This is a genomic window from Sporolactobacillus putidus, from assembly GCF_014647035.1.
GTDB classification, from domain to species: Bacteria; Bacillota; Bacilli; order Bacillales; family Sporolactobacillaceae; genus Sporolactobacillus; species Sporolactobacillus putidus.
Map to the genome: position 1 here is coordinate 136,472 of NZ_BMOK01000005.1, position 20,261 is coordinate 156,732.

A 20,261-nucleotide genomic window follows, 5' to 3' on the forward strand; every position below is an offset into this window, starting at 1 on the left:
AAAGTCGAAACCGGAGCTCTTGGCAGAGTTTCGGTTTTTTTCCAATGGAGTGAACTAAAATGTATATCAATATTACAGTCGATTTGTCTCGTTATCAAAGGAAGACGCTGGACCTGAGAGTCTCGGACCGGCAGCCGGTCAAACAGCTGATACGGACGGTCTGGACAATTGCCGGCATTCAGAAGGCGCCGCGAAGCGGATACTGGGTACGCGTCGAAAATAAGGAACAAATGATTCGCGGTTTTGATATTTTAGGAGATAAAAGGATCTCGGACGGCGATAAGCTCACTGTATTGTGAAGGAGAACAATTATGGCACTTTCGAACAGCTTTTTTCAATCCGTACTTGATGCGGAAGCGGAGCAAAAAGACAGTCAGTACAGGCTGACTTTTCAACGGGTCAAGATTCCGCTGCGCCATGTGGAAGAATTAGGTGTTCTGCAAAGTATTGAGGACGGCGTCACCAGAAAAGTGGAAACGACCGAAGATGAAGTTGTGATTACAGCTGTGGAAAATCCTGAACTAAGAAGCTTTTCCGAACTGAAAGCGGAAACGTCAATTGAACGGCTGATTTTTTCCAGCAATCTGATTCATTTCTTTAAAAATAGGGAGCACTCCCGGATCGTTCCGATTTGTTTCCCGGAAAATCTCTTTTTTTCTTCTGGATTTCAGCCGGTCTTTCTTCATTACGGGGTCAGGGACAGCCTGCCGCCGGTTGCATTCGATGAGGAAAAGACGCTCCAGCATGTCAGGGCGGTCATCGCATTATTGTTTGACCCGTCAAACAGCTTTGATACATATGTCAAATTTGATTTTGCAACAAAATCGACGCGGTTTGTAAAGGACCTTTTCCGCTGCAAAACGTTTCACGCGCTGGCCGGCCTCGTGGAAAATGAACGGAAAAAAGAACTGTTGCTGGAAAAACAGAGCACGAGAATACCTAAAAAAAAGAATATGATCAAAAACGGACTTTTGATCGGCGGCATAGCCATCCTTATTCCTCTTCTTATTTTGACGATCTATGCATTTTTCATTCAGCTCCCGCGGGAGAGCCTTTTCGAGCAGAGCCATGAGTTTTTCCTGCAGAATCGCTACAGCGATGTAGTGACGGTCTTAAGTCCGGTTGCCTATAATAATATGCCGAAAGTTGTCCGTTATGAATTGGCCGTTTCTTATGTGAAAAACGAACCGCTGACGGATACACAGCACAACAACATTTTGAATAACCTGACCCTTCAAAGCAACCCGCTCTATTATCAGTACTGGATTCAGGCCGGACGCGGCGATGCGGTAGGCGCGCTGAATACGGCGAAATCGCTCAATGACCGCATGCTGACGGCTTATGCGCTGATCAAGGAAAAACTGGCGGTCCAGAACAATATGTCGATGAGCGGCAGTGCAAAGGCACAGCAGCTTCAGGCGATCAATTCCGAACTGTCCCAGTATCAGGATATAACGCAAGGCCAGAAAAGTATGTCAGGGAGCAGCACTTCAGGGAGCGGGAGCAGTTCGACGAATACTTCTGCTGCCGGGAGCAGTGGCGCAAGCACGCAAAGCGGAGCGTCATCGCCGAAGCAGCCGGCGCAAAATGAAAAAAATACGCAGAATACCCAAAGTAGCGGCGGATCATCCGAAAAGACGCAAACCAGCAATTAGGTTTAAGCGAGGGTACAGGGTTTGAAAGATGTCCACTGAAAGGAGGGGTGCATTTTGGAAAAGCTGTGGCTTTTTACAAAAGAACACTATCAGCTGATTAACCTGCAGCCTTTTCATAAGAAAGAAGTGGTGATCGGCGACGAGTTAATGGATACGATCACGATTCCGGTCCCATTCGGCCATAAAATGACGGTGAGATGGGATGCCGAAGAAAAGAAGTGGGTGCTGATCAATCAGGACTCACGATCATTTCTTACTGCCAACGTGCACGAGATTGTCCGGAATGAAGCAAATGACCGGCTGGAGCTGGTGTATCAGGATACGGCCTCGAAATCCACCGGCTACTACATCGGGCACAGGCTTCAGGTGTCGGTTGCCTCCGGGGAGGCCGCTGATTTTTCCTTTCCGCAGTATGAAGACGGAACCGGTTTTCTTTTGATCAGAGAAAGAGACAAATGGCGCGCACGGCCGGATTCCGAAATCCACCCAATGTTTGTCAACGGGGAAAGGATATACGGCAGTGTGCTTTTAGAGACGGGCGACGTTGTTTCGTGGGGGCTAAATGAATGGACGCTGAAGTCGTCGGATTTAATCGTGCTGACTGCGAGTGAACCCTATCAAACAAAGCTTGTCCCCGCCCGCAGCCCGAAGACCATGCTTGCCGAGAAATACCCGAACTATCAGAGAATGCCGAGGCTCATCTATGAACGCCCGAAGGTCAAAGTCAAGTTTTCCTGGCCGTCAGATTCGGAGAAAGACAGCCGTCACAATCTGTGGGTCACGATTCTGCCGCCCCTCGTCATGCTCATCGTCATGTCCATCGTACTGATTGTTCAGCCAACCGGCATTTATATGCTTCTCTCCATCGTCATGTTTCTTTCGACAATCTTCACGTCTGGTTATCAATATGTTAGAGAATCAAGGCGTACGAAGGAGCATCAAAAAGAGCGGAAAGCCAACTATACAGGCTACCTCAGAGAAAAGCGGGAAGAACTGAATCAGCTGTACGAAAAGCAGAGATTGGTGCTTCGCTACCAGTTCCCGGGCAGCGCAAAGCTGAAGGAACTTGCCTTCCGGCTGAGCCCGCGGATCTGGGAGCGCGGCCGGACAGACGATGATTTTCTCGAAATAAGGCTGGGCAGCACGACTCTGCCTGCCGATTATGAAATTCAGGGCAGTGATCAGGAACTTTCCAACCGGTCGTTTGATGAACTTTACCTGGAAGCAAGGACCATTGTGGACCATTATCGCCAGGTCGCCGATGTACCGCTGACGATCCGGCTGCTGGACGGCCCGGTCGGGATTGTCGGGAAACATTCGATCATCCGCAATGCCGTCCAGCAGCTGATGATGCAGCTGGCTTTCTTTCACAGCTACCATGACCTGCGGTTCGTCGTCCTCTTTGATGAAGAGGAGTACGCGGAATGGGCATGGCTGAAATGGCTGCCGCATCTGAAAAGCCTGAACACACAGGGACGGGACATGATTTACAGCGAACAGACACGGGATCTGCTGCTCTCGGGAATCTATGAGCTGCTGAAGGAAAGGGAACGTGCGGAGAACAAAGAAAAGAAACTGTTTCTGCCGCATATCGTCTTCATTGTCGCATCGGACCGGCTGATTCACGAACATGAAATCGTGGAATTCCTCAATAAGGATTTCACCGAGATCGGGGTCGGCTCCATTTTTCTGGCTAATAACAAAGATAACCTAACCGAGAACGTGAATACGGTTGTCCGCTACGTGAACGAGCATGAGGGAGATGTCATGATTCTGAATAAAGTGGCGAATGGTCAGAAGTTCAGCCTCGATCCATTTACTAAAGACGGAAATGAACGGTTTTCCCGCTGTCTGGCTTCGCTCAAGCATACGACCCGATTCACCAATTCGATTCCGGAAAGCGTCTCTTTTCTGGAAATGATGCACGCGGAGGACGTCAGGGATCTGCAGATCCAGAGGCGCTGGGCCGAGCACGACCCGATTCAGTCGCTCGCCGTGCCGATCGGGCTGCGCAGCAGGAACGATGTGCTGGAATTAAACCTTCATGAAAAGGCGCACGGGCCGCACGGGCTCCTGGCGGGTACAACAGGAGCCGGAAAAAGCGAGCTGCTGCAGTCTTACATTTTATCGATGGCCGTCAATTTTCATCCGCATGATGTCGCCTTCCTCCTCATCGACTTCAAAGGCGGCGGAATGGCCCAGCTTTTTGAAAAATTGCCGCATCTGCTCGGAACGATGACGAATATCAACGATGAGAAGAACTTCAGCGAGCGGGCGCTGGCCGCGGTGAAAAGCGAATCGCTCAGGCGGCAGAAGCTCTTTTCCAAAAATAATATTAATCATATTGATGACTATCAGCTGTTGTATAAACAGGGAAAAGTCAAAACGCCGATGCCCCACCTGTTCATTATTTCCGACGAGTTTGCGGAACTGAAGAAGGAAGAGCCGGACTTTATCCGCGAGCTGGTTACGACGGCGCGGATCGGCCGCAGCCTGGGGATTCACCTGATTCTGGCGACGCAGAAGCCTGCCGGAGTCGTGGATGATCAGATCCGCAGCAACTCGCGTTTTAAAATAGCCCTCCGCGTGCAGGACGCGTCGGACAGCAACGACATACTGGGCAACGGCGACGCAGCCGAGTTGAAACAGGTCGGCCGCGCCTATCTTCAGGTCGGAAACAACGAAATGTACGAACTCTTTCAGTCTGCCTGGAGCGGGGCACCTTATGAGAAAAATATCTACACATCCGAGGATGATGTTTTCTACGTGAAAGACACAGGCCTGTATCCGATTTCCGAGGTGCATGCGAAGTCGCAGGTTCAGGCGAAAAAGGAAACGGAGCTCGACGTGGTCGTCCGGACGATCGCCCGGCTCTATGCCGAAATGGGCCTGAAACGTCTTCCAAGTCCATGGATTGCGCCGCTGCCTGTTCATCTTGTCCGTCCGGCGGCATTAAAAGAAGAAGGCGATTTTTACGCGGTCGGTCTCGCGGACCATCCCGAAACGCAGAAACAGACGCCCGTATATCTGCAGCTGCAAAAAGCAAAAAATATGGCGATATTCGGCGCGTCCGGGTTCGGAAAAACGACCACCATTTCCTCTTATTTACTGGCGGCCGCCAGACGCTATTCACCGGACAACGTGCAATTCTATCTGTTCGACTTTGGCAGCGGCGGTTTGCTGCCGCTCAGAAAACTTCGTCATTCCGGCGATTACTTTCGCCTCGATGAGAAAGAAAAGATCAGGAAGTTCGTCAAATGGCTGAATCAGGAGACTCAGCGGCGCAAAGATCTCCTCCGCCGCGGAGGGGTCCCGAGCATCGAACTTTACAACGAACAGGAAGCGCAGACATTACCTTACCTGAAAATCGTTGTCGATAATTTTGAAGCGCTGAGAGAGGAAGCGTCGGAGCTGGAGGAATCCTTCATCCGCTGGGCACGGGAAGGGAGCAGCCTCGGCATCCAGTTCATTCTGTCCGTCTCACGCGCGAATGGTATTCGACCGAATCTGCTGACCAGTCTGCCGGTTCGCCTGTCCCACTATATGGTGGATCAGTCGGAATTCTATACGGTATTCAGCGGTTCGGTCAAGAAAACGGTTGAAGCCCTTCCCGGACGCGCCCTGATCATGACAGAGGAACTGGAAAGCATACAGACCTACCTCCCGTTTGAAGCCAAAACGGCGGCCGGACAGCTGGAGAGACTGCGGGAGGAAGTCGATGCCTGCAACCGGATTTATCCGGAGAGCGAGACGATATACCATGTGCCGATGCTGCCGGAAACCTTGGAAACCTCGCTGTTCCTTCAGAACAAAAAGATGCGCGCGGACAGCATTTATCTCGGTCTTGATGCGGAATCCGTCGAACCGTTGGGCATTTCCTGCCGGCAAATGACCGCCTTCATTATTGTTGGTGACTCGGGAAAGGGCAAAACCAATGTGATCCGGCTTTTTCTCGAACAGATCAGGCGGTCCGGACAGTCATTTGTCGCGATCAGCGATTCTGAAGAACTGGCCTTTGCCAAGGCGGCCGAACACCACGACTGGATGTACCTGGAGGACGCCGCATTGATCGAATTGTATGCCGATCGGCTGGAGAACACGTTTGCCGCAAGAGAAAAGGAGATCAGGGAAAAGATGCTGGAGACCGGGCGGACACGTGCGGAAATCGCAGAAGGTTATCCCGCATTTTACTTGCTGATTGACGGTCTGGACACATTTCTCCGCAAAATGGACAGCCGCCTGCAAACAAGGATCGTTAATCTGATGAAGCGCTTCGCCCCGCTCGGCTTTTACGTGATCGCGGCCGGCAATCAGCTGGAATGGAAAGGCTACGATCCGCTCGCTGCCGAACTGAAAAATACGAAAGATGCCCTTCTGCTTATTCGGAAAACCGACCAGTCCGTGTTTACATTACCTTTTATCAACAAGGAACCTGCGCTTGAGATGGGATTCGGCTATCTGCTGCATCAGGGACAGGATCGCCGCGTGATGATTCCACTGACGGACGCGCCGGCCTTTGATACAGCGATTATGTAAAACTTTGAAAATAAACGGTCAGGCCATAATTTCATTAAAAAGGAGTTCTTCAATGATGGACGAGGAAAGAAAAAACCGTTTGATGAAATGGGGGTCACTGATTCTCGTATTTATTCTCATTGTCAGTGTCTCCGCCGTACTGCCGCGCTACCTGACACCGCCGCCACAGCCGGTGGCGAAGAAGGGAAATGTGCCGAAAACGGTCGTGACTCCCGCACCGCAAACCGGGCACATCGCGCTTGTCAATGAGGATCAGGGCGCTGATTTTAACGGCCAGAAACTGAATCTCGGCAATCAGATCGTACCGCTCTTTTCCGATCAGGATCCTTATCAGTGGGAAACCGTCAGCCGCAGCGCAGCCGACAGCGGCCTGAGCCAGGGCAACTATCAGGCCGTCTTCTATATTCCTTCGAATTTTACCCAGAATATTTTTACGTTTGAAAATCAGAAGCCGAGCGCGGCGGTCATTTCCTATCGGGCGAACCCCAAGCTGACTGCCGAAGACACTGCTAGGGTACAGACTGAGTTTGAGAAAGTCAGGGGTACCCTGAACCAGCAGTTTTCTAAAATATACTGGCGGTTCATCTCGGACAGGATCAATTATATAAACGGAAATTTTGCGGGTGTTCTGCAAAAGGAACAGCAGTATCTGCAGGCCATGTCCGATTTTTACAAGCCGTCCTCACTGGATATGGCGCAGGTCTTTAACGCGCAGCTGGACCAGATCAACCAGCTGCTTGCCGAAACCGGCCAGGCGGCAAAAATGACGGCCGATAAACAGCTGACGCTGACCGATACCAAAACACAAATCAGTCAGCAGCTGGACGCGCTGAATAAACTCAACGATCAGCTCAAAAAACAAATCCAGACGATGGATCAGACGCGAATCGCAAACGAGAAACTGGTATCGGACGCCACAACCACTGCGCAGGATGCCTCAAGCAAGGCTCAGGCAAGTCTGACCGGAGTGACCGGTCCGGCGAGTCCGTATTCGCAAATCATACAGACTCTTTTAGATCAAACGGTTTCGATTGATAAACCACTGAAAGCAGCAGATGAATTAACTGGATTAAATGGTCTGATTAATGATGCAAACAGTGAATTAGCAACACTGAATACGACGGCTCAAACTCAGCTGGATTCTCTATCAAAAGTGTATACAGATCCTCTGGATACTTTAAACAACCAAATTAATCATTCAAAAATTCCAATCAACGCTTTAATAGATCCGGATCCTTCGAATACAAACAGTCAAAGCCTATACAATCTGGAACAGGCACTTTACCAAACGGCTTATAATAATGCGTCTCAAAATGTAAATAATGATATTAATAGTCTTGCACAATCAACAAAACCCGGTCTGGTTGCTGTTTCACAGTGGAACGGTGAAACAGACATTTTAAGTACTATAGATTCCGTTCAGAGTGCAATCAGTGATCTTGCAAATAATGGAAACATTACCGGTGACAGCAGCATCGCTGCCGGCAACCTCGGGAAAATTAATGATGCTAAAAACTACATCGGCCCATCACTATTTATTGATCCTGCCGCAATAACTGCGACAAATAATTATGATGAAGCTGCTTTAAAATATTATCTGGTATTACTGAATAACACGAAGGACAGTTTGACTAATTTGAACAATTTAGTTGGAAATAATCCTGGGAACACACTATCCGCGTCTTTAAATTCGGTCAAAAATTGGATCGATCAGACAACCGGGGAACTGACTTCATCAGTCACATCATTAGAAACCATACAAACAGATTCGAAAACGATTGATCAGACTCAAGCTTTACAAACTACTCAAGATTCGATTCAAAAACAATATGATTCAGCTGTTCAAACATACAGTGATGCGCTGGCCAATCAAAAAACCGGTCTTCAAAAAGCGGAGAATGAGCTGGCAAACAACATCGCCAGCACGCAGCAGCTGACCGCGGCCATCGTTAAACCGATTCAGCTGACGACACCGGACATGACTGTTGCCAATACCGCCAGCGGCATTGCCGTGACGCTTCAGGACAATAATTTTGATCAGCTGAATATGATTGATCAGGGCATCCAAAACATTTCAAGCAATGAATCTCTGATTCTGAAAGATTCAAAAGACGTGCAGTCGATGGTCAACGGTGTTCAGAGCAGCGCCGGCCAGCTGAGCAATTCGTGGGGGCAGAACGTCGCGGCAACCGCAGAGCTGAAAAGCGCGATCGCTCAGACGCTTGGCAACACGGGCGAACCCGGCAACCGCAATCAGAACGTTTATCAGCAGCTGTCGAGCCCGGTAAGTCTGGCCGGACTGACAGCCGGAAACGCGAACAATGCCGCACCCGGACCGGCTCAGCAATCGGCGGCCGATAGCAGTAATACGCCCCCCGTTCAGCAGCCTTTTCTTACCTTGCTCGCCGTGCTGATTGCCAGTATCCTGACCGGTTATTTCAGCTATCACTATCGCAGCCTGAGCAAGATAACGAACGGGCTGATTACGGCTCTGCTCGCACTCGTCAGCTCCGCCGCTATCATCTACTATGGTACGGCGCAGTATAATCTGGCGGGCGCGGCGACGATCATGTGGAGCGTCTTCACATTCGGACTGATCACGCTCATGTCCGCATGGATCCGGGAGGTTTACCTGCTGTCTGAAATTGCCGGCGTACTGCTTACGTCGGCGCTGGTTGTCTTCTTTACGCTGCCTTTGCTGAGAAACAGCATGGACGGTTTCGCTTTTCAGAACCCGGCTGCCGACGTGTACCTCTCGATCGCATACAGTCAGGACTATCTTCCGTTCCTGAAAGGAATTCTGGCTATTGCTCTTTTGACTATTCCTGTATTCGCCATAATCGGGACGAGAGCGATTGTACGCCACGTGAAAGAGGAGAAAGCGCATGAAACGGAAATTCTTTAAGGTGCTGCTGCCGGCGGGTGCCGTCCTTCTGTCTTTTATCGTTGTTTCCGGATACGGATACGGGAACGGAAATATCAAACAGGACAGGGTCACACCGAATCATCTCACCAAATCGCAAACGCAGATCAACCCCAGTGAGATCAATGTCACGATCAATGAACCCTACCGGAAAATACCGGCGGAAGTGAGGAAACTGACATTTATTGAACCCCGCCCAAAAGATGACCTTGTCAAGAATCTGTTTTTGACGCCGGATAAAGATCAGAAAGCGGACGTTAAAACAGCGGCCGCCAAGCTGTTTAAATGACATAGAGAAAACGGAGATGAGGAGGCATTTTAATGGGAGAGTCAATATGGGATTCGATCGGCAACTTTTTTGGAATCGGCGTGACGGATGCCGAGCGCAAGCGCGCGAAATATGATCAGCTTCGCCATCAGTTAGACGCTTATATCAGCCGGGCGGAAGACGATCTTCATCAGATCTCCGGGCAGATAAACAGTTACGTGAGCGTACATCCTGTACCGAAAACCAAGATCCCGGGAATCGAATTCAGTATCTCGCGGGAGAGGACGGACGAACGGCTAAAGGCGCAACTGCGCACTTTGAGGACAAAACTGGATGATGCGAAGGAAGCCAGGGCGGGGGCGGAAAGAGCCTATGCTCATTACAGATATTTAGCCGCGGAAGAAGACAGGAAGAAGGGGTGACATAACCGATGGGAAAAGCCAGTAAAGATCATGTGGAAATCAGGGGTTCGCAACTGGGAGAAGCGATAAAATGCATGAAAACGATCGACGCCGCGCTGCACACCGCACTTTCTCAAGGTGAGGCGCTGAAGTCGGATATTGACGGACAGCCCGACTGGACTGGGAAAAATAAACTGGCTTTTTCAGCCTTCATGGATATTTTGCTGCAGTATCAGCGTCAAGTCACGAAGATTACTTCGCAGCATGCAGCGTCCCTCCAGTCTCTGCAAAAAGATATTGCCGCTTTTTCCGGAACGGATGAAGTGTCGAAAATAAAGGGGCTGTGAATATGGGAGATCAACGGCTGACGCTTGACGGACTGACACCGGCCGAGCTCTATGTGCTCGGAACGGCTGCGGATGTGCATGATTTATTTGGCCTTCCGGAACAGGAACTGCTGGCGATGCTTGATATGAAGATTTTTATCAAGGCCAAAAGATCGCTGCAGAGGAAAAAGATCCTGACGGATGCGGGCGGGTTGACTGAACAGGCGGTTTTACTCATTGAAATGATGAAAATCTATGCGGACAGCCCGGCCTATGTCCGGATCAACGATCAGATGGCGGCGTTCAGAAAAGAGAGGAGCAGGGATCTGATTGTGCTGACCGAGCAGGAACCGTGGCGCAGTTATCGGCTGGAGGTCCTGCCGAAAAGCCTGTTTGTTACCGGGCTTTTTCAGGCGCATCCCTTCCTGAACCGCAAACCGACCGAGGAAGAACAGCGGTTTTTACTGAAGGAAATCACAGCCGAGGAAAAAAACTGTGGGCATCCATCTCTATGGATCAAACCGATCTTTTAGCGATGGAGTGGATGCCGAAGGAAAAATCGGGTTATCTGAGGCCCTATTCCCACTTTCTCTATGTCCCGGTTGAAAATCAGCTCTACCGGACGGATGTTGTCAGTCAGAAAACACGAAAGGCCAGCCTGTTTTATCTCTATAAGGAGCTGTTTGACTGGCTGGACATTCCCTACGGACAGGAGGCGCATGCCTAATGAGGACGATGGCGGAAGGCGGGGGCGGAGAAATCTCTCTGAATCCCGATGAACTGCAGCGCTTTGCCGAACGGGCCCAGTCGATCGGCGATCTTTTTCAGAACAGAATTCGCCCGGAGATCGAACGGTTAAGCGGTCTCGGATACTATGCTCAGGGCGAGGCCGCCGACGCGTTTGCCCACTACCGGCAGGCGCTGGAGAAAATGATGGATGCCGGCGACTTCTACTATCGGGCGGCGCAGATACTGGCGCTCGTAGCGGAAATCATGAGCGGCCAGGACGAGGCGCTGGCCGCCGCAATCAATGAAGGGCGGTGACGGAAAGCATGGGAGAGGATGTTTCCTACCGAAGCGGTTCATGGGACGACATGGGCCGGGCGATCGCTAAAATTTCAGGCTGGGGCGGCGCGCTGGAGCGCATGCAGCAGATGGACCGGACTCTTCAGCAGATCCAGAATGCGATTGATGATCTGGATGAGGACCGGCGTCTCTGGTTTTCGTACAAGAGCCAGGCTGGGGCGCTCGACAAACTGGGTCAGGACTACCGGAAACTGGACACCTTTACGGGAGAGGCCGGCAATGCGGTCAGCCGCCAGATCGATGATCCCTTTTACAAGCAGATGGATGCCTTTGTCGCGGAAATGTCGCAGATTTCAATCAGCCAGTACCACACCCGGAACACGCTGAACGTCAAGGAATACCAGGCGACCAGCCCGCTCGCCTCCGTCGCCGCCTATGAGCCAGTGACGAAACAGTCGATCACATTCGACGATCTCTTTAACAGCAGCAGCCTGATGGCCGCCTCGCTGAAAAAAGAATACGAAATCTACCGGGCCGCGGCCGGGAAACAGACGGGCGGCGTGACTTTCGACCAGTACAAAGCGGGCATTCAGTACAGCCGCGGCTTCGACTACCGGTCGATCAAAGACAAGCAGATGGACAAAGAGTTCTGGGTGAACCTCGGCGTTGGAGCGGCGATTGTCATCCTGACGATCGCCTGCCCGCTGGCGGGGATCGCTGCGGGTGCCGCCTATGGGGCGATGCAGCTGACCGACGCGGCCACCGGGACGAGTATGATCTCCGGGCGGAAGCTGAGCACGGAGGAGCGGGTCACGGAGGGCGTCTTCGGCGTGCTGGACGTGATCCCTGCCTTCAAGGCCGCCGGCGCTTTCAGCGCGATCGGCCGGATGGGCACCAAAGGCGTGACGACTCTGGGCGGCCTAACGAAAACGATGGGCCGGGCATCCGGAAGGCGGGTGATCCAGCTGAAACAGATAAGCCGTGCAGGGATAGACAGCGTGAAACAAGCCGCGGCCAACGCGGGAGACCGGCTTTCCCTGGGCGGCCTGCAGCCGGAATTTGCCGGCGCTTCGGGGGTCGGTGGTGCAGGCGGCGGAGAGCGTTTGATTCAGAATGTCAAAAACACATTCCGGCAGATGGCATCTAAGGAACGTGTTACTCAGCAGGTCAATTATAGTAAAATAGGGGAAGTTCAGGGGGCTGAGAAAGCTAGTACTACAGTAGATAATATTTTACGAAAAACAAAGTGTACAAATTCGGATTTACAGGTTTATTTAAAGAGTATTAATAGTGATTTAGCGGATGAATATTTAAAGATGGGAAAATGGCCAGAGAAAGTACAAATTCCTAAGTCACCAGAAGTATTAAAACCTAATGGCAAGATTGATTGGTCACAGGTACCAAACGATGGATTTAAACTTAATGAAAAAGGGAATCCAATCAAAAAGCCTTATATACCTAGAGTTGGAGAAGTCATTGATAGATATGGTCCGGCTGACGGAAGATTTACTTCGCCAGTTATTGATGGAAAACCATACTCTTATGAACAACGCTCATTACCTTATTTGGAAGATGGGTCAAAATATCATCAATATGAGATTACTAGAGACTTTAATAATATTAAATCGTATATAGAGAATTGTTCAAATGAAAAACTAAAAGCTGCTATTGAAGGATATATGTCAAAATATTCATTAACAGTTGATGATTTAGTTATTGAAAAGGGAGAAATAGCTCCGGGTTTTGGCTCGATAGGAGGCGGGATACAATATCAATTACCTTTGCCTATAAAAATGTTAGAGGATTTGGGTATGATAGAAAAATTATTTTGATCCATACGGGGAGGAAAAGAGAATGAATGTAGAAGAAACAAAAATGATCATTCAAAAAGAAGGTCTGAAGAACTATTGCTTTTTTTGCGATAGATCTCCAAACGAGAGAGAGGTAGTTATTCAAAAATCAGGGAAAAAATGGGCAGTGTATACGTGTGATGAGAGAGCAGCTAAGATAGGAGAGCAAATATATAATAATGAAAGTGATGCATTAGAAGATTTCGTTAAAAGATTAAGGGGAGACAAATTAGTCAGAGAATATTATGGCGATTCGCTATAAATGTTTAGAATTGTTGATTAGAAATAAGTGGACGATTTGGGGAAAACTGATAGGTTTAGATCATAAATTGCAAAAATAAATTGATTTTTCACTTAATTCAACGAGAAACTACCTAATAGATTATTTTGTAAATAACATTAAATACGACTCTCAACATTATCTTGGCTAAAGCCCCACGAAAGCAGTGATATTGACAGCACTTTAATCATCTATGCATGCTATCCTGCCATATTCCGGCAGTACTGGAGTTCACGTGCCAATCGTTCTGTTGGTGCGTTTTTATTTTCGTCAATTTCGGACTAGCACGATGCGTTTAATCGTAATAGTCACCGCCATCGCCTGCCCGCCGGCCGGGGTCGCCGCGGGTACCGCCTACGGGGCGATGCAGCTGACCGACGCGGCCACCGGGACGAGTATGATCTCCGGGCGGAAGCTGAGCACGGAGGAGCGGGTCACGGAGGGCGTCTTCGGCGTACTGGACGTGATCCCTGCCTTCAAGGCCGCCGGCGCTTTCAGCGCGATCGGCCGGATGGGCACCAAAGGCGTGACGACTCTGGGCGGCCTAACGAAAACGATGGGCCGGGCATCCGGAAGGCGGCTGATCCAGCTGAAACAGATAAGCCGTGCAGGGATAGACAGCGTGAAACAGGCCGCGGCCAACGCGGGAGACCGGATTTCCGTAGATGGCCTGCAATCGGAATTTGCGGGGGCTTCGGGGGTTGGTGGTGCAGAAAGTTTCGTCGATAATCTAAGAAACATTAAACAGCCAGTTCAATACATCTCTTCCAAAAATACAAGTAGTATAACCAAGGGTATGGGCAGTGGTATTAAAGAAAGCAATTCCGAAATAGGTAGAATTGATTATTTAAGAAATAAATTTGGTAAGCTTAGTTCAGAAGAGTTACATCAAAGAATTAATACTCCTAAGTTACGTAGAATGTTAGAGGATTATAGTCCATCAAAAAAAGCTACAGAATGGCAGGGTGAAGATCCATATTTCGGGATAGATGCTTATACTGATAAAATATATCCAAAAGGCAGTGTTTTATATGCTGGCGAGCCATTTCCTACAGGATATTTTACAACTAAAGAAGCGTTAGATAATGTTGGGGTTGATGCACATAAAGTATTTGAAGGCTTGCAGGTTAAACCCTATTGGGGGAAAGGAATGTTTAATGCTATATTTAGGGATAAGATGGTTGGTTATGAATTAAAGGTGGATATTACTGGTGCCAATGGAATAGCAAAGAATAATACCCAGTTCTGGAGAGGTAGATTAGAACAGATTTTTATGCCAGATTTAAAAGAACTTATTCATAATAAGTATTTAAAAAGATTGTCTGGGACAGAAATAAAGTTGACTAATACGGAAATGCCATTTAGTGAGTATAAAAAAATTATTGAAAAAATCAAAGCATTAGGTGGAAAAGGATTTTAAGGAAAGGAGAAAGTGCATTGAATAGAATAGAAGAAAAATTGCCTGTAAATAATATAAGTATTGATAAGCAATTGGATAAAAATTCATTTATTAACTATTTTAAAGATGATTTAATGCCATATAATAACAATGAAGATCTATTCATATTTAGTAAAAAATATAGCATTTATGATATGGAATTTTGGATAATAGTAGGGTTTAAAAAAGAGAATATTCAATATGTAGAACTTGAAAATGCAGATGAAAGTTTGAGTAATAGTTATGCTAATTGGTCAAATTATAAGGTTAAATTAAAAAAAGACAGTCATGATAATTGGTTAAAGAAATTATTAGGTTTTCCAGACATTATTAGAGATAATGAGGTAATATATAATCTACAATGGGGTAAGGTAACATCATATGTTGACCCTAAGAGCGGTAATGTGTGTATTTCAATAAGATATAGATACTAACCTGATTATTCACAGCACTACAGCTGAGAGGTGATAATCGTTGGGGAAACAAGGTTTCCCGGGATACATTCTGGTCATCTATTAAGTGACAAAAAGAAATGAAAAAGGAGCCCCTCCTTGGTATGATTAATTTGTGAGAACCAAACATGCAAGGTAAGGGGCTCCTCATATGACCAGTGTAAAAGAAACGTCGCTTCAGTTCAACCAAAAAATCAAAGTCAGCTTCTCGGGTGGGGCTCTTTCCTCCGACTCGGGATTGCTTCTTTACCAGGAATTCGATGCAAAGACCGGATTCAGCCGGTTGATTGAGGAAAGGCTCAAGATCAAGGCCAAGGATCCTGTCATACACACGCGTCACACGAATGCGCAGGCCGTGGTTCAGAAAGTCTACCAGCATCTGGCCGGTTATCACACCGATGACGAAGCCGAAGAACTGGGGAGGGAACCGGCCTTCACCGCGATTCTTGAGAAAAAACGGCTGGCCTCTCAGCCGACCCTCTCCCGGTTCAACCAACGTGTGGATGATGAAACGGTTCAATCGCTGGAAGCGATCAACCAGGCTTATCTGGATCGGCTTCATGCCCTGCGTCCCAGCGCCCAGATGGTTCTCGATGTCGATTCGTCCAACTTTGAAACCTTTGGGAATCAAGAAGGCTCCGCCTACAACGCCCACTACCAGGACATGGGATTCCATCCGCTCTTCCTGTTCGATGCGCTGACGGGTTACTGCCTGAAGGCGGCGCTGCGCCCGGGAAATTTTTACACCTCTCGTGACGGGGTCGCTTTCCTCCGGCCTGTTCTGGAACACTTGCGGTCACTAGCCCCCGGGCTGGACCTGGCGCTTCGCGTCGACAGCGGCTTCACCGTTCCCGAACTCTACACCTTGTGTGAAGGCATGGATGTTTTTTATGCGATCCGGCTGAAAATCAATTCACGGCTGATCCAAAAAGCACAGGAGCTGATTGCTGCACGTCAGAAGAAACAAGCCATGCCGGTTGGGACCTCAGCCGTGTTCTACAGTGAATTTTCCTAATATTACACCTCATAATGGAGGGAGAACTAAAGGAATGTGGGCAGATGCTCCAAGATAATTAAAGGAGGAAATTTTGTGGAGATAAATAATGATTCAATAGTACTCCCATTACCCACAGATACACTTCTTGAAAAAGAAGAAAAAATGTGGAGAGTAGCTCTTCCAAAGAGCTATTAAAAAAATACAATGGGGGTACCCTAGAGCATAAGTCTTTTTATACTCAAAATCATTTTTATGCGATAGATAGATTTTTATGTGTTTTAGAAGAAACAGAAAACAATGAATTTGGCATATATGATATCGATGTGACTTTAACTCGTATCGAGGAGCGTCTTACAGATAATGAGGATCTGATTGGAGTAGATTTATTGCCAATTGCGATACTGTTTGCTGGAGATTATCTATGCCTGGATTATAGGATCTCTAAAAATCATCCAACTGTTTGTGTATGGGATCACGAAGAATCAGGAGAGTTGGATCCGATGACTTATTTCACTGCTAAAAGCTTCGAAGAATTCATAAGCATGTTATCGTAATTGCTTAACTTTCGCACCCTGGTTTGAATGGGTGAACTTTGATTAAGTAGGGTAAATCTACTATTCATTTCGTAAGTTCGCCTTTTGCATAAACTGTCTACTAAATTAATTAGCGGGAATCAAGTCATTAGTTTAGAAGATTTGAATGTAAAAGGTATGTTATCTAATTACAAATTAGCCAAGCCCACAGAGCAATCGTTCAGAGCGTTAAGAAGGCAACTGGAATATAAGGATAAATGGTATGGAAGAGATTTCATAACTATCAATGGTTTCTTTTCATCTTCTTAGATATGTTCTGAACATGGTTATCAGAGCAGAAAGAATTGACTATCGGTGTATGGGACTGCCCAAATTGTGGTGCTCACTATGACCGTGATATTAATGCAGCTAAAAATATTTTAGTTGGGAGACTAAAACAGCCAAGCAGTATATATAATCCACCGTCGGAACGGGGGTTAGCCTGCTAATAAGGCTGGAGCCTTTGTATCTAGCAGCATGGATACAAGTTCTGCTAGTCGTGATTTAATCATGCTTCCAGAGATCCGAAACTCAAGCGACCAGTGTTTATGGCAATATAAAATTGTAATATTTGGGAATTAATTTATGCTGGAGGCTTAAAGGACAACTTCATCCTTTTTTAGAAGATTTAAAGTACAGTAAGAAAAGGAAACCCCTCTAAGAGAAATATCTGATAAAATCAGAATTTTAATTGTTGACCGTCAATGCTTTAGAATATAAAAAAGCCGTCATAAAATTGAAATTCCTAACGTGATAAATCTTTAAAGTCTTGAAAGTTAATGCCTTTCAGGGCTTTTTAGTACGAGATATATCTTTACATAGAACTGGGTAAGTAATCAGGTCTTCCAGCAAATTCGCCATACGATTGACGATCTGGACGATGACTGGCGCCTCTGGTTTTCGTACAAAAGTCTGTCCGGGGCGCTGGACAAACTAGGCAATGACTACCGGAAACTAAACACGTTTACGGGTGAGGCCGGCGACGCGGTCAACCGCCATATCGACGATCCCTTATACAAACAGATGGACGGGTTTGTGGCGGCGATGGCGCAGATCTCGATCAGCCAGTATCACACCAAGAACACGTTGAATCTCAAGGAATACCAGGCGACCAGCCCGCTCGCTTCCGTCGCCACTTACGAGCAAGTAACGAAAAAGGCGATCACGTTCGACGATATTTTTAACAGCAGCAGTCTGATGACCGCCTCGCTGAAAAAGGAGTACGAAACCTACCGGGCCACGGCCGGAAAAAAGGCCGGCGACGTGACCCTCGACCAGTACAAAGCGGGCATCCAGTACAGCCGCGGCTTTGACTACCAATCGATCAAAGACAAACAGATGGACACGGAATTCCGAGATCATCACGGCAAGTATTATCATCACCGCGATCATCTGCCCTCCGGTCGGGATCAATGTGGGTGCCGTATACGGGGCGATGCAAACGGCCGATGCGGCGCCATCGGCACCCCCGAGCCATTTTCTCAAGGCGTGACGACCCTGACCGATCTGTCTCAACCCGCTTGAACTTAAAGCAAGTGTCAGTTACTCCTCGCCGACGATTTCCGCGCCGAGCGTATTCTTAAAGTGCTGCAGCGCCCAATCGTGACCCTGAGGGTTGAAACTTGCGGCGGCGTCCGCGTGGACAACCAGTCTGTAACCGAGATTATAAGCATCGACGAGTGTGTGGAGCAGGCAGATGTCGGTGCAGACACCACAAACATGGATTTCATTAACCTGGCGGGCGCGCAGGCGCATGTCGAGATCGGTTCCGGCAAACGCGCTGTATCTAGATTTGTCCATGTAGTAGAGTTTAGGATAGTTTCTATTCTTTTGATACCAGGTTTCCAGTTTGCCATAAAAATCACGTCCGTGAGTACCGGCGATATTGTGTGGCGGAAACAGTTTCGTTTCTGGGTGCCAGGGATCGTCTATCTCATGCCGGTCAACCGCCAGTACGATCCATGACTGATCAGAGGCGAATTGTTGGGCGAGACCGACAATACTGTCCTCAATCTCCTGCCCCGGCCGGCCGCATGTCAGTTTTCCGTCATCGGCGACAAAGTCGACGGTGTAGTCAATTACAATCAACGCTTTATTTGCCACATGACTTCCCCTCACTTATCCATATTGGTTTGCTTTAATTTTAGCAGGAGATGAGATAAAAAGCGTATGAAAAATAAGTTCCTCCCGCTTGTGAATCCTTAAGCATCATGACAACTCAGGACAATTCTTTGTTCATTGTTTCTTTTCCGAGCACGAGTACGGCAAGAACACCGAGGATGATCGATGCGCAGAAAATGGAGAAGATGGCCGTAATCGGGAGATGCTGAGCAATCAGATAACCGACGAGCAGAGGGCCGAAAATGCCCCCGACTCGTCCGAATGCGGCTGACATACCTGTTCCCGTCCCGCGGATTGCGGTCGGATACTGTTCGGGGGAATAGGCGTAAAGCGCACCCCAGGCGCCGAGGTTAAAGAATGAAAGCAGGATGCCGGAAGTCAGGAGAAGCGGCAGTGCAGAAGCGATGCCGAAGAAATAGGCGCTAACTGCCGTGCCGATCAGATAAACGATCAGTACCCATTTCCTTCCCCACTTCTCGATCAGCCAGGCGGCTGTGAAATAACCGGGCAGCTGGGCCAGCGTCATGATGAGCACATACTGAAAACTCTTCACGAGGCTGAAGCCCTTCAGGACGACAACACTCGGAAGCCATAAAAACATGCCGTAATACGAGAATACAACGCAAAACCAGAGCACCCAGAGCATCACCGTCCGCCTGACATATTTTTTTGACCACACTTCGGCGATGTTCCTGACAACATTTGCCTTTGACTCCTGCTTCTGTGCTAAATATTTGGACGAGTCGTGAATATTCCATCTTAAATAAATCGCGTAGAAGGCCGGCAGTGCACCGATAATCAGGGCGATGCGCCAGCCGTAATGAGGGATGATAAAATAGGAAATCAAGGCTGCGGCGATCCAGCCGACGGCCCAGAAACTTTCCAGCAGGACGACGATCCGGCCCCGTTTATCGGCGGACACGCTTTCGGACACAAGTGTGGAGGCGACAGGAAGTTCACCGCCCAGGCCCATACCGACAAAGAATCGTAAAAGAAGGAAAATGCCCAGTCCGGTGGTCAGCGCTGAAAATCCGCCTCCGAGAGAGAACAGCAATAAGGTTAAGATTAGAACAGGCTTTCTGCCGATGCGATCGGCCAGAAGCCCGAAAATCAAGGCGCCGACCGCCATGCCGATGGAGCTGATGCTGCCAATCCAGCCCATCTGGACTTCATTTAAGTTCCAAACCATTTTCAATGCCGCAATAATAAAAGACAGCATACCGACGTCCATCGCGTCGAACAGCCAGGCCAGTCCGGCGACGCCCAACAACTTTCTCTCCGATTGCTGATTTGTAATTGACATAATGTCCTCCCGATCATAATGATTGTGGCACTTGCTGCGGATAAGCGCTTTTCTCATAGGAATGTATGATAGCCTGCTTTCATTATAAGAATTTTGTTTACATAGGTAAAGAT

Annotated in this window: 19 protein-coding genes and 1 pseudogene; 18 read left to right on the forward strand and 2 right to left on the reverse strand. The window is 48.4% G+C overall.

The window, feature by feature from the left end:
* Window positions 1–59: 59 nt before the first annotated feature.
* The 18 genes and pseudogenes from yukD to IEX81_RS07705 all read left to right on the forward strand — a co-directional run bounded on the left by yukD (window position 60) and on the right by IEX81_RS07705 (window position 18,248).
* Window positions 60–299 (forward strand): ESX secretion system protein YukD, encoded by a 240-nt coding sequence (yukD, locus tag IEX81_RS07615; RefSeq protein WP_188802484.1) that lies wholly within the window; start codon window positions 60–62, stop codon window positions 297–299.
* Between the two features lie 12 nt (window positions 300–311).
* Window positions 312–1,655 carry a type VII secretion protein EssB gene (gene essB, locus IEX81_RS07620; RefSeq protein ID WP_188802485.1) on the forward strand — a complete coding sequence of 448 codons (1,344 nt, stop codon included), beginning with the start codon at window positions 312–314 and terminating at the stop codon, window positions 1,653–1,655.
* Window positions 1,656–1,709: 54 nt separating this feature from the next.
* A complete protein-coding gene (essC, locus tag IEX81_RS07625) occupies window positions 1,710–6,191 on the forward strand; it encodes a type VII secretion protein EssC (RefSeq protein ID WP_188802486.1) in 4,482 nt (1,493 codons plus the stop codon).
* 55 nt (window positions 6,192–6,246) lie between these two features.
* Entirely contained in the window at window positions 6,247–9,096 is a 2,850-nt protein-coding gene (gene esaA / locus IEX81_RS07630) for a type VII secretion protein EsaA (RefSeq protein ID WP_188802487.1), read from the forward strand.
* The gene (locus tag IEX81_RS07635) at window positions 9,077–9,403 is read left to right on the forward strand and encodes a hypothetical protein (RefSeq protein ID WP_188802488.1); all 327 of its coding nucleotides are present in this window, start codon (window positions 9,077–9,079) and stop codon (window positions 9,401–9,403) included. The genes esaA and IEX81_RS07635 overlap by 20 nt, the downstream gene beginning before the upstream one ends.
* A 32-nt stretch (window positions 9,404–9,435) precedes the next feature.
* A complete protein-coding gene (locus tag IEX81_RS07640; protein ID WP_188802489.1) occupies window positions 9,436–9,804 on the forward strand; it encodes a hypothetical protein in 369 nt (122 codons plus the stop codon).
* 8 nt (window positions 9,805–9,812) lie between these two features.
* Window positions 9,813–10,130, forward strand: coding sequence for a hypothetical protein (locus IEX81_RS07645; RefSeq protein WP_188802490.1), 318 nt, complete (start codon window positions 9,813–9,815; stop codon window positions 10,128–10,130).
* A 2-nt stretch (window positions 10,131–10,132) separates the two neighbouring features.
* Window positions 10,133–10,836: pseudogene (locus IEX81_RS07650) on the forward strand (DUF5081 family protein).
* Window positions 10,836–11,153 (forward strand): hypothetical protein, encoded by a 318-nt coding sequence (locus IEX81_RS07660; protein WP_188802493.1) that lies wholly within the window; start codon window positions 10,836–10,838, stop codon window positions 11,151–11,153. Before IEX81_RS07650 ends, IEX81_RS07660 begins: the two are co-directional and overlap by 1 nt.
* Window positions 11,154–11,161: 8 nt before the next feature.
* Window positions 11,162–12,967, forward strand: a complete 1,806-nt coding sequence (locus IEX81_RS07665; RefSeq protein ID WP_188802494.1) for a TNT domain-containing protein — start codon at window positions 11,162–11,164, stop codon at window positions 12,965–12,967.
* A 22-nt stretch (window positions 12,968–12,989) separates the two neighbouring features.
* Entirely contained in the window at window positions 12,990–13,247 is a 258-nt protein-coding gene (locus tag IEX81_RS07670; RefSeq protein WP_188802495.1) for an Imm59 family immunity protein, read from the forward strand.
* A gap of 253 nt (window positions 13,248–13,500) precedes the next feature.
* On the forward strand, window positions 13,501–14,685 hold the full coding sequence (locus IEX81_RS07675) for a hypothetical protein (RefSeq protein WP_188802496.1): 1,185 nt from the start codon (window positions 13,501–13,503) through the stop codon (window positions 14,683–14,685).
* Between the two features lie 17 nt (window positions 14,686–14,702).
* Window positions 14,703–15,137, forward strand: coding sequence for a hypothetical protein (locus IEX81_RS07680; RefSeq protein WP_188802497.1), 435 nt, complete (start codon window positions 14,703–14,705; stop codon window positions 15,135–15,137).
* A gap of 169 nt (window positions 15,138–15,306) precedes the next feature.
* Window positions 15,307–16,170, forward strand: coding sequence for an IS1380 family transposase (locus IEX81_RS07685; protein ID WP_188802498.1), 864 nt, complete (start codon window positions 15,307–15,309; stop codon window positions 16,168–16,170).
* Between the two features lie 146 nt (window positions 16,171–16,316).
* A complete protein-coding gene (locus IEX81_RS07690; RefSeq protein WP_308424068.1) occupies window positions 16,317–16,706 on the forward strand; it encodes an SMI1/KNR4 family protein in 390 nt (129 codons plus the stop codon).
* A 141-nt stretch (window positions 16,707–16,847) separates the two neighbouring features.
* The gene (locus IEX81_RS16840; RefSeq protein ID WP_373292347.1) at window positions 16,848–16,994 is read left to right on the forward strand and encodes a hypothetical protein; all 147 of its coding nucleotides are present in this window, start codon (window positions 16,848–16,850) and stop codon (window positions 16,992–16,994) included.
* A 35-nt stretch (window positions 16,995–17,029) separates the two neighbouring features.
* Window positions 17,030–17,173, forward strand: a complete 144-nt coding sequence (locus IEX81_RS16845; RefSeq protein WP_188802500.1) for a zinc ribbon domain-containing protein — start codon at window positions 17,030–17,032, stop codon at window positions 17,171–17,173.
* 586 nt (window positions 17,174–17,759) lie between these two features.
* Window positions 17,760–18,248, forward strand: coding sequence for a hypothetical protein (locus IEX81_RS07705; RefSeq protein ID WP_188802501.1), 489 nt, complete (start codon window positions 17,760–17,762; stop codon window positions 18,246–18,248).
* Between the two features lie 18 nt (window positions 18,249–18,266).
* Here IEX81_RS07705 and IEX81_RS07710 read toward each other — a convergent pair whose 3' ends face one another.
* Together IEX81_RS07710 and IEX81_RS07715 are read right to left on the reverse strand one after the other, a co-directional pair.
* A complete protein-coding gene (locus IEX81_RS07710) occupies window positions 18,267–18,827 on the reverse strand; it encodes a cysteine hydrolase family protein (protein ID WP_188802502.1) in 561 nt (186 codons plus the stop codon).
* Window positions 18,828–18,942: 115 nt separating this feature from the next.
* Window positions 18,943–20,148, reverse strand: a complete 1,206-nt coding sequence (locus IEX81_RS07715; protein ID WP_188802503.1) for an MFS transporter — start codon at window positions 20,146–20,148, stop codon at window positions 18,943–18,945.
* Window positions 20,149–20,261: the final 113 nt, after the last annotated feature.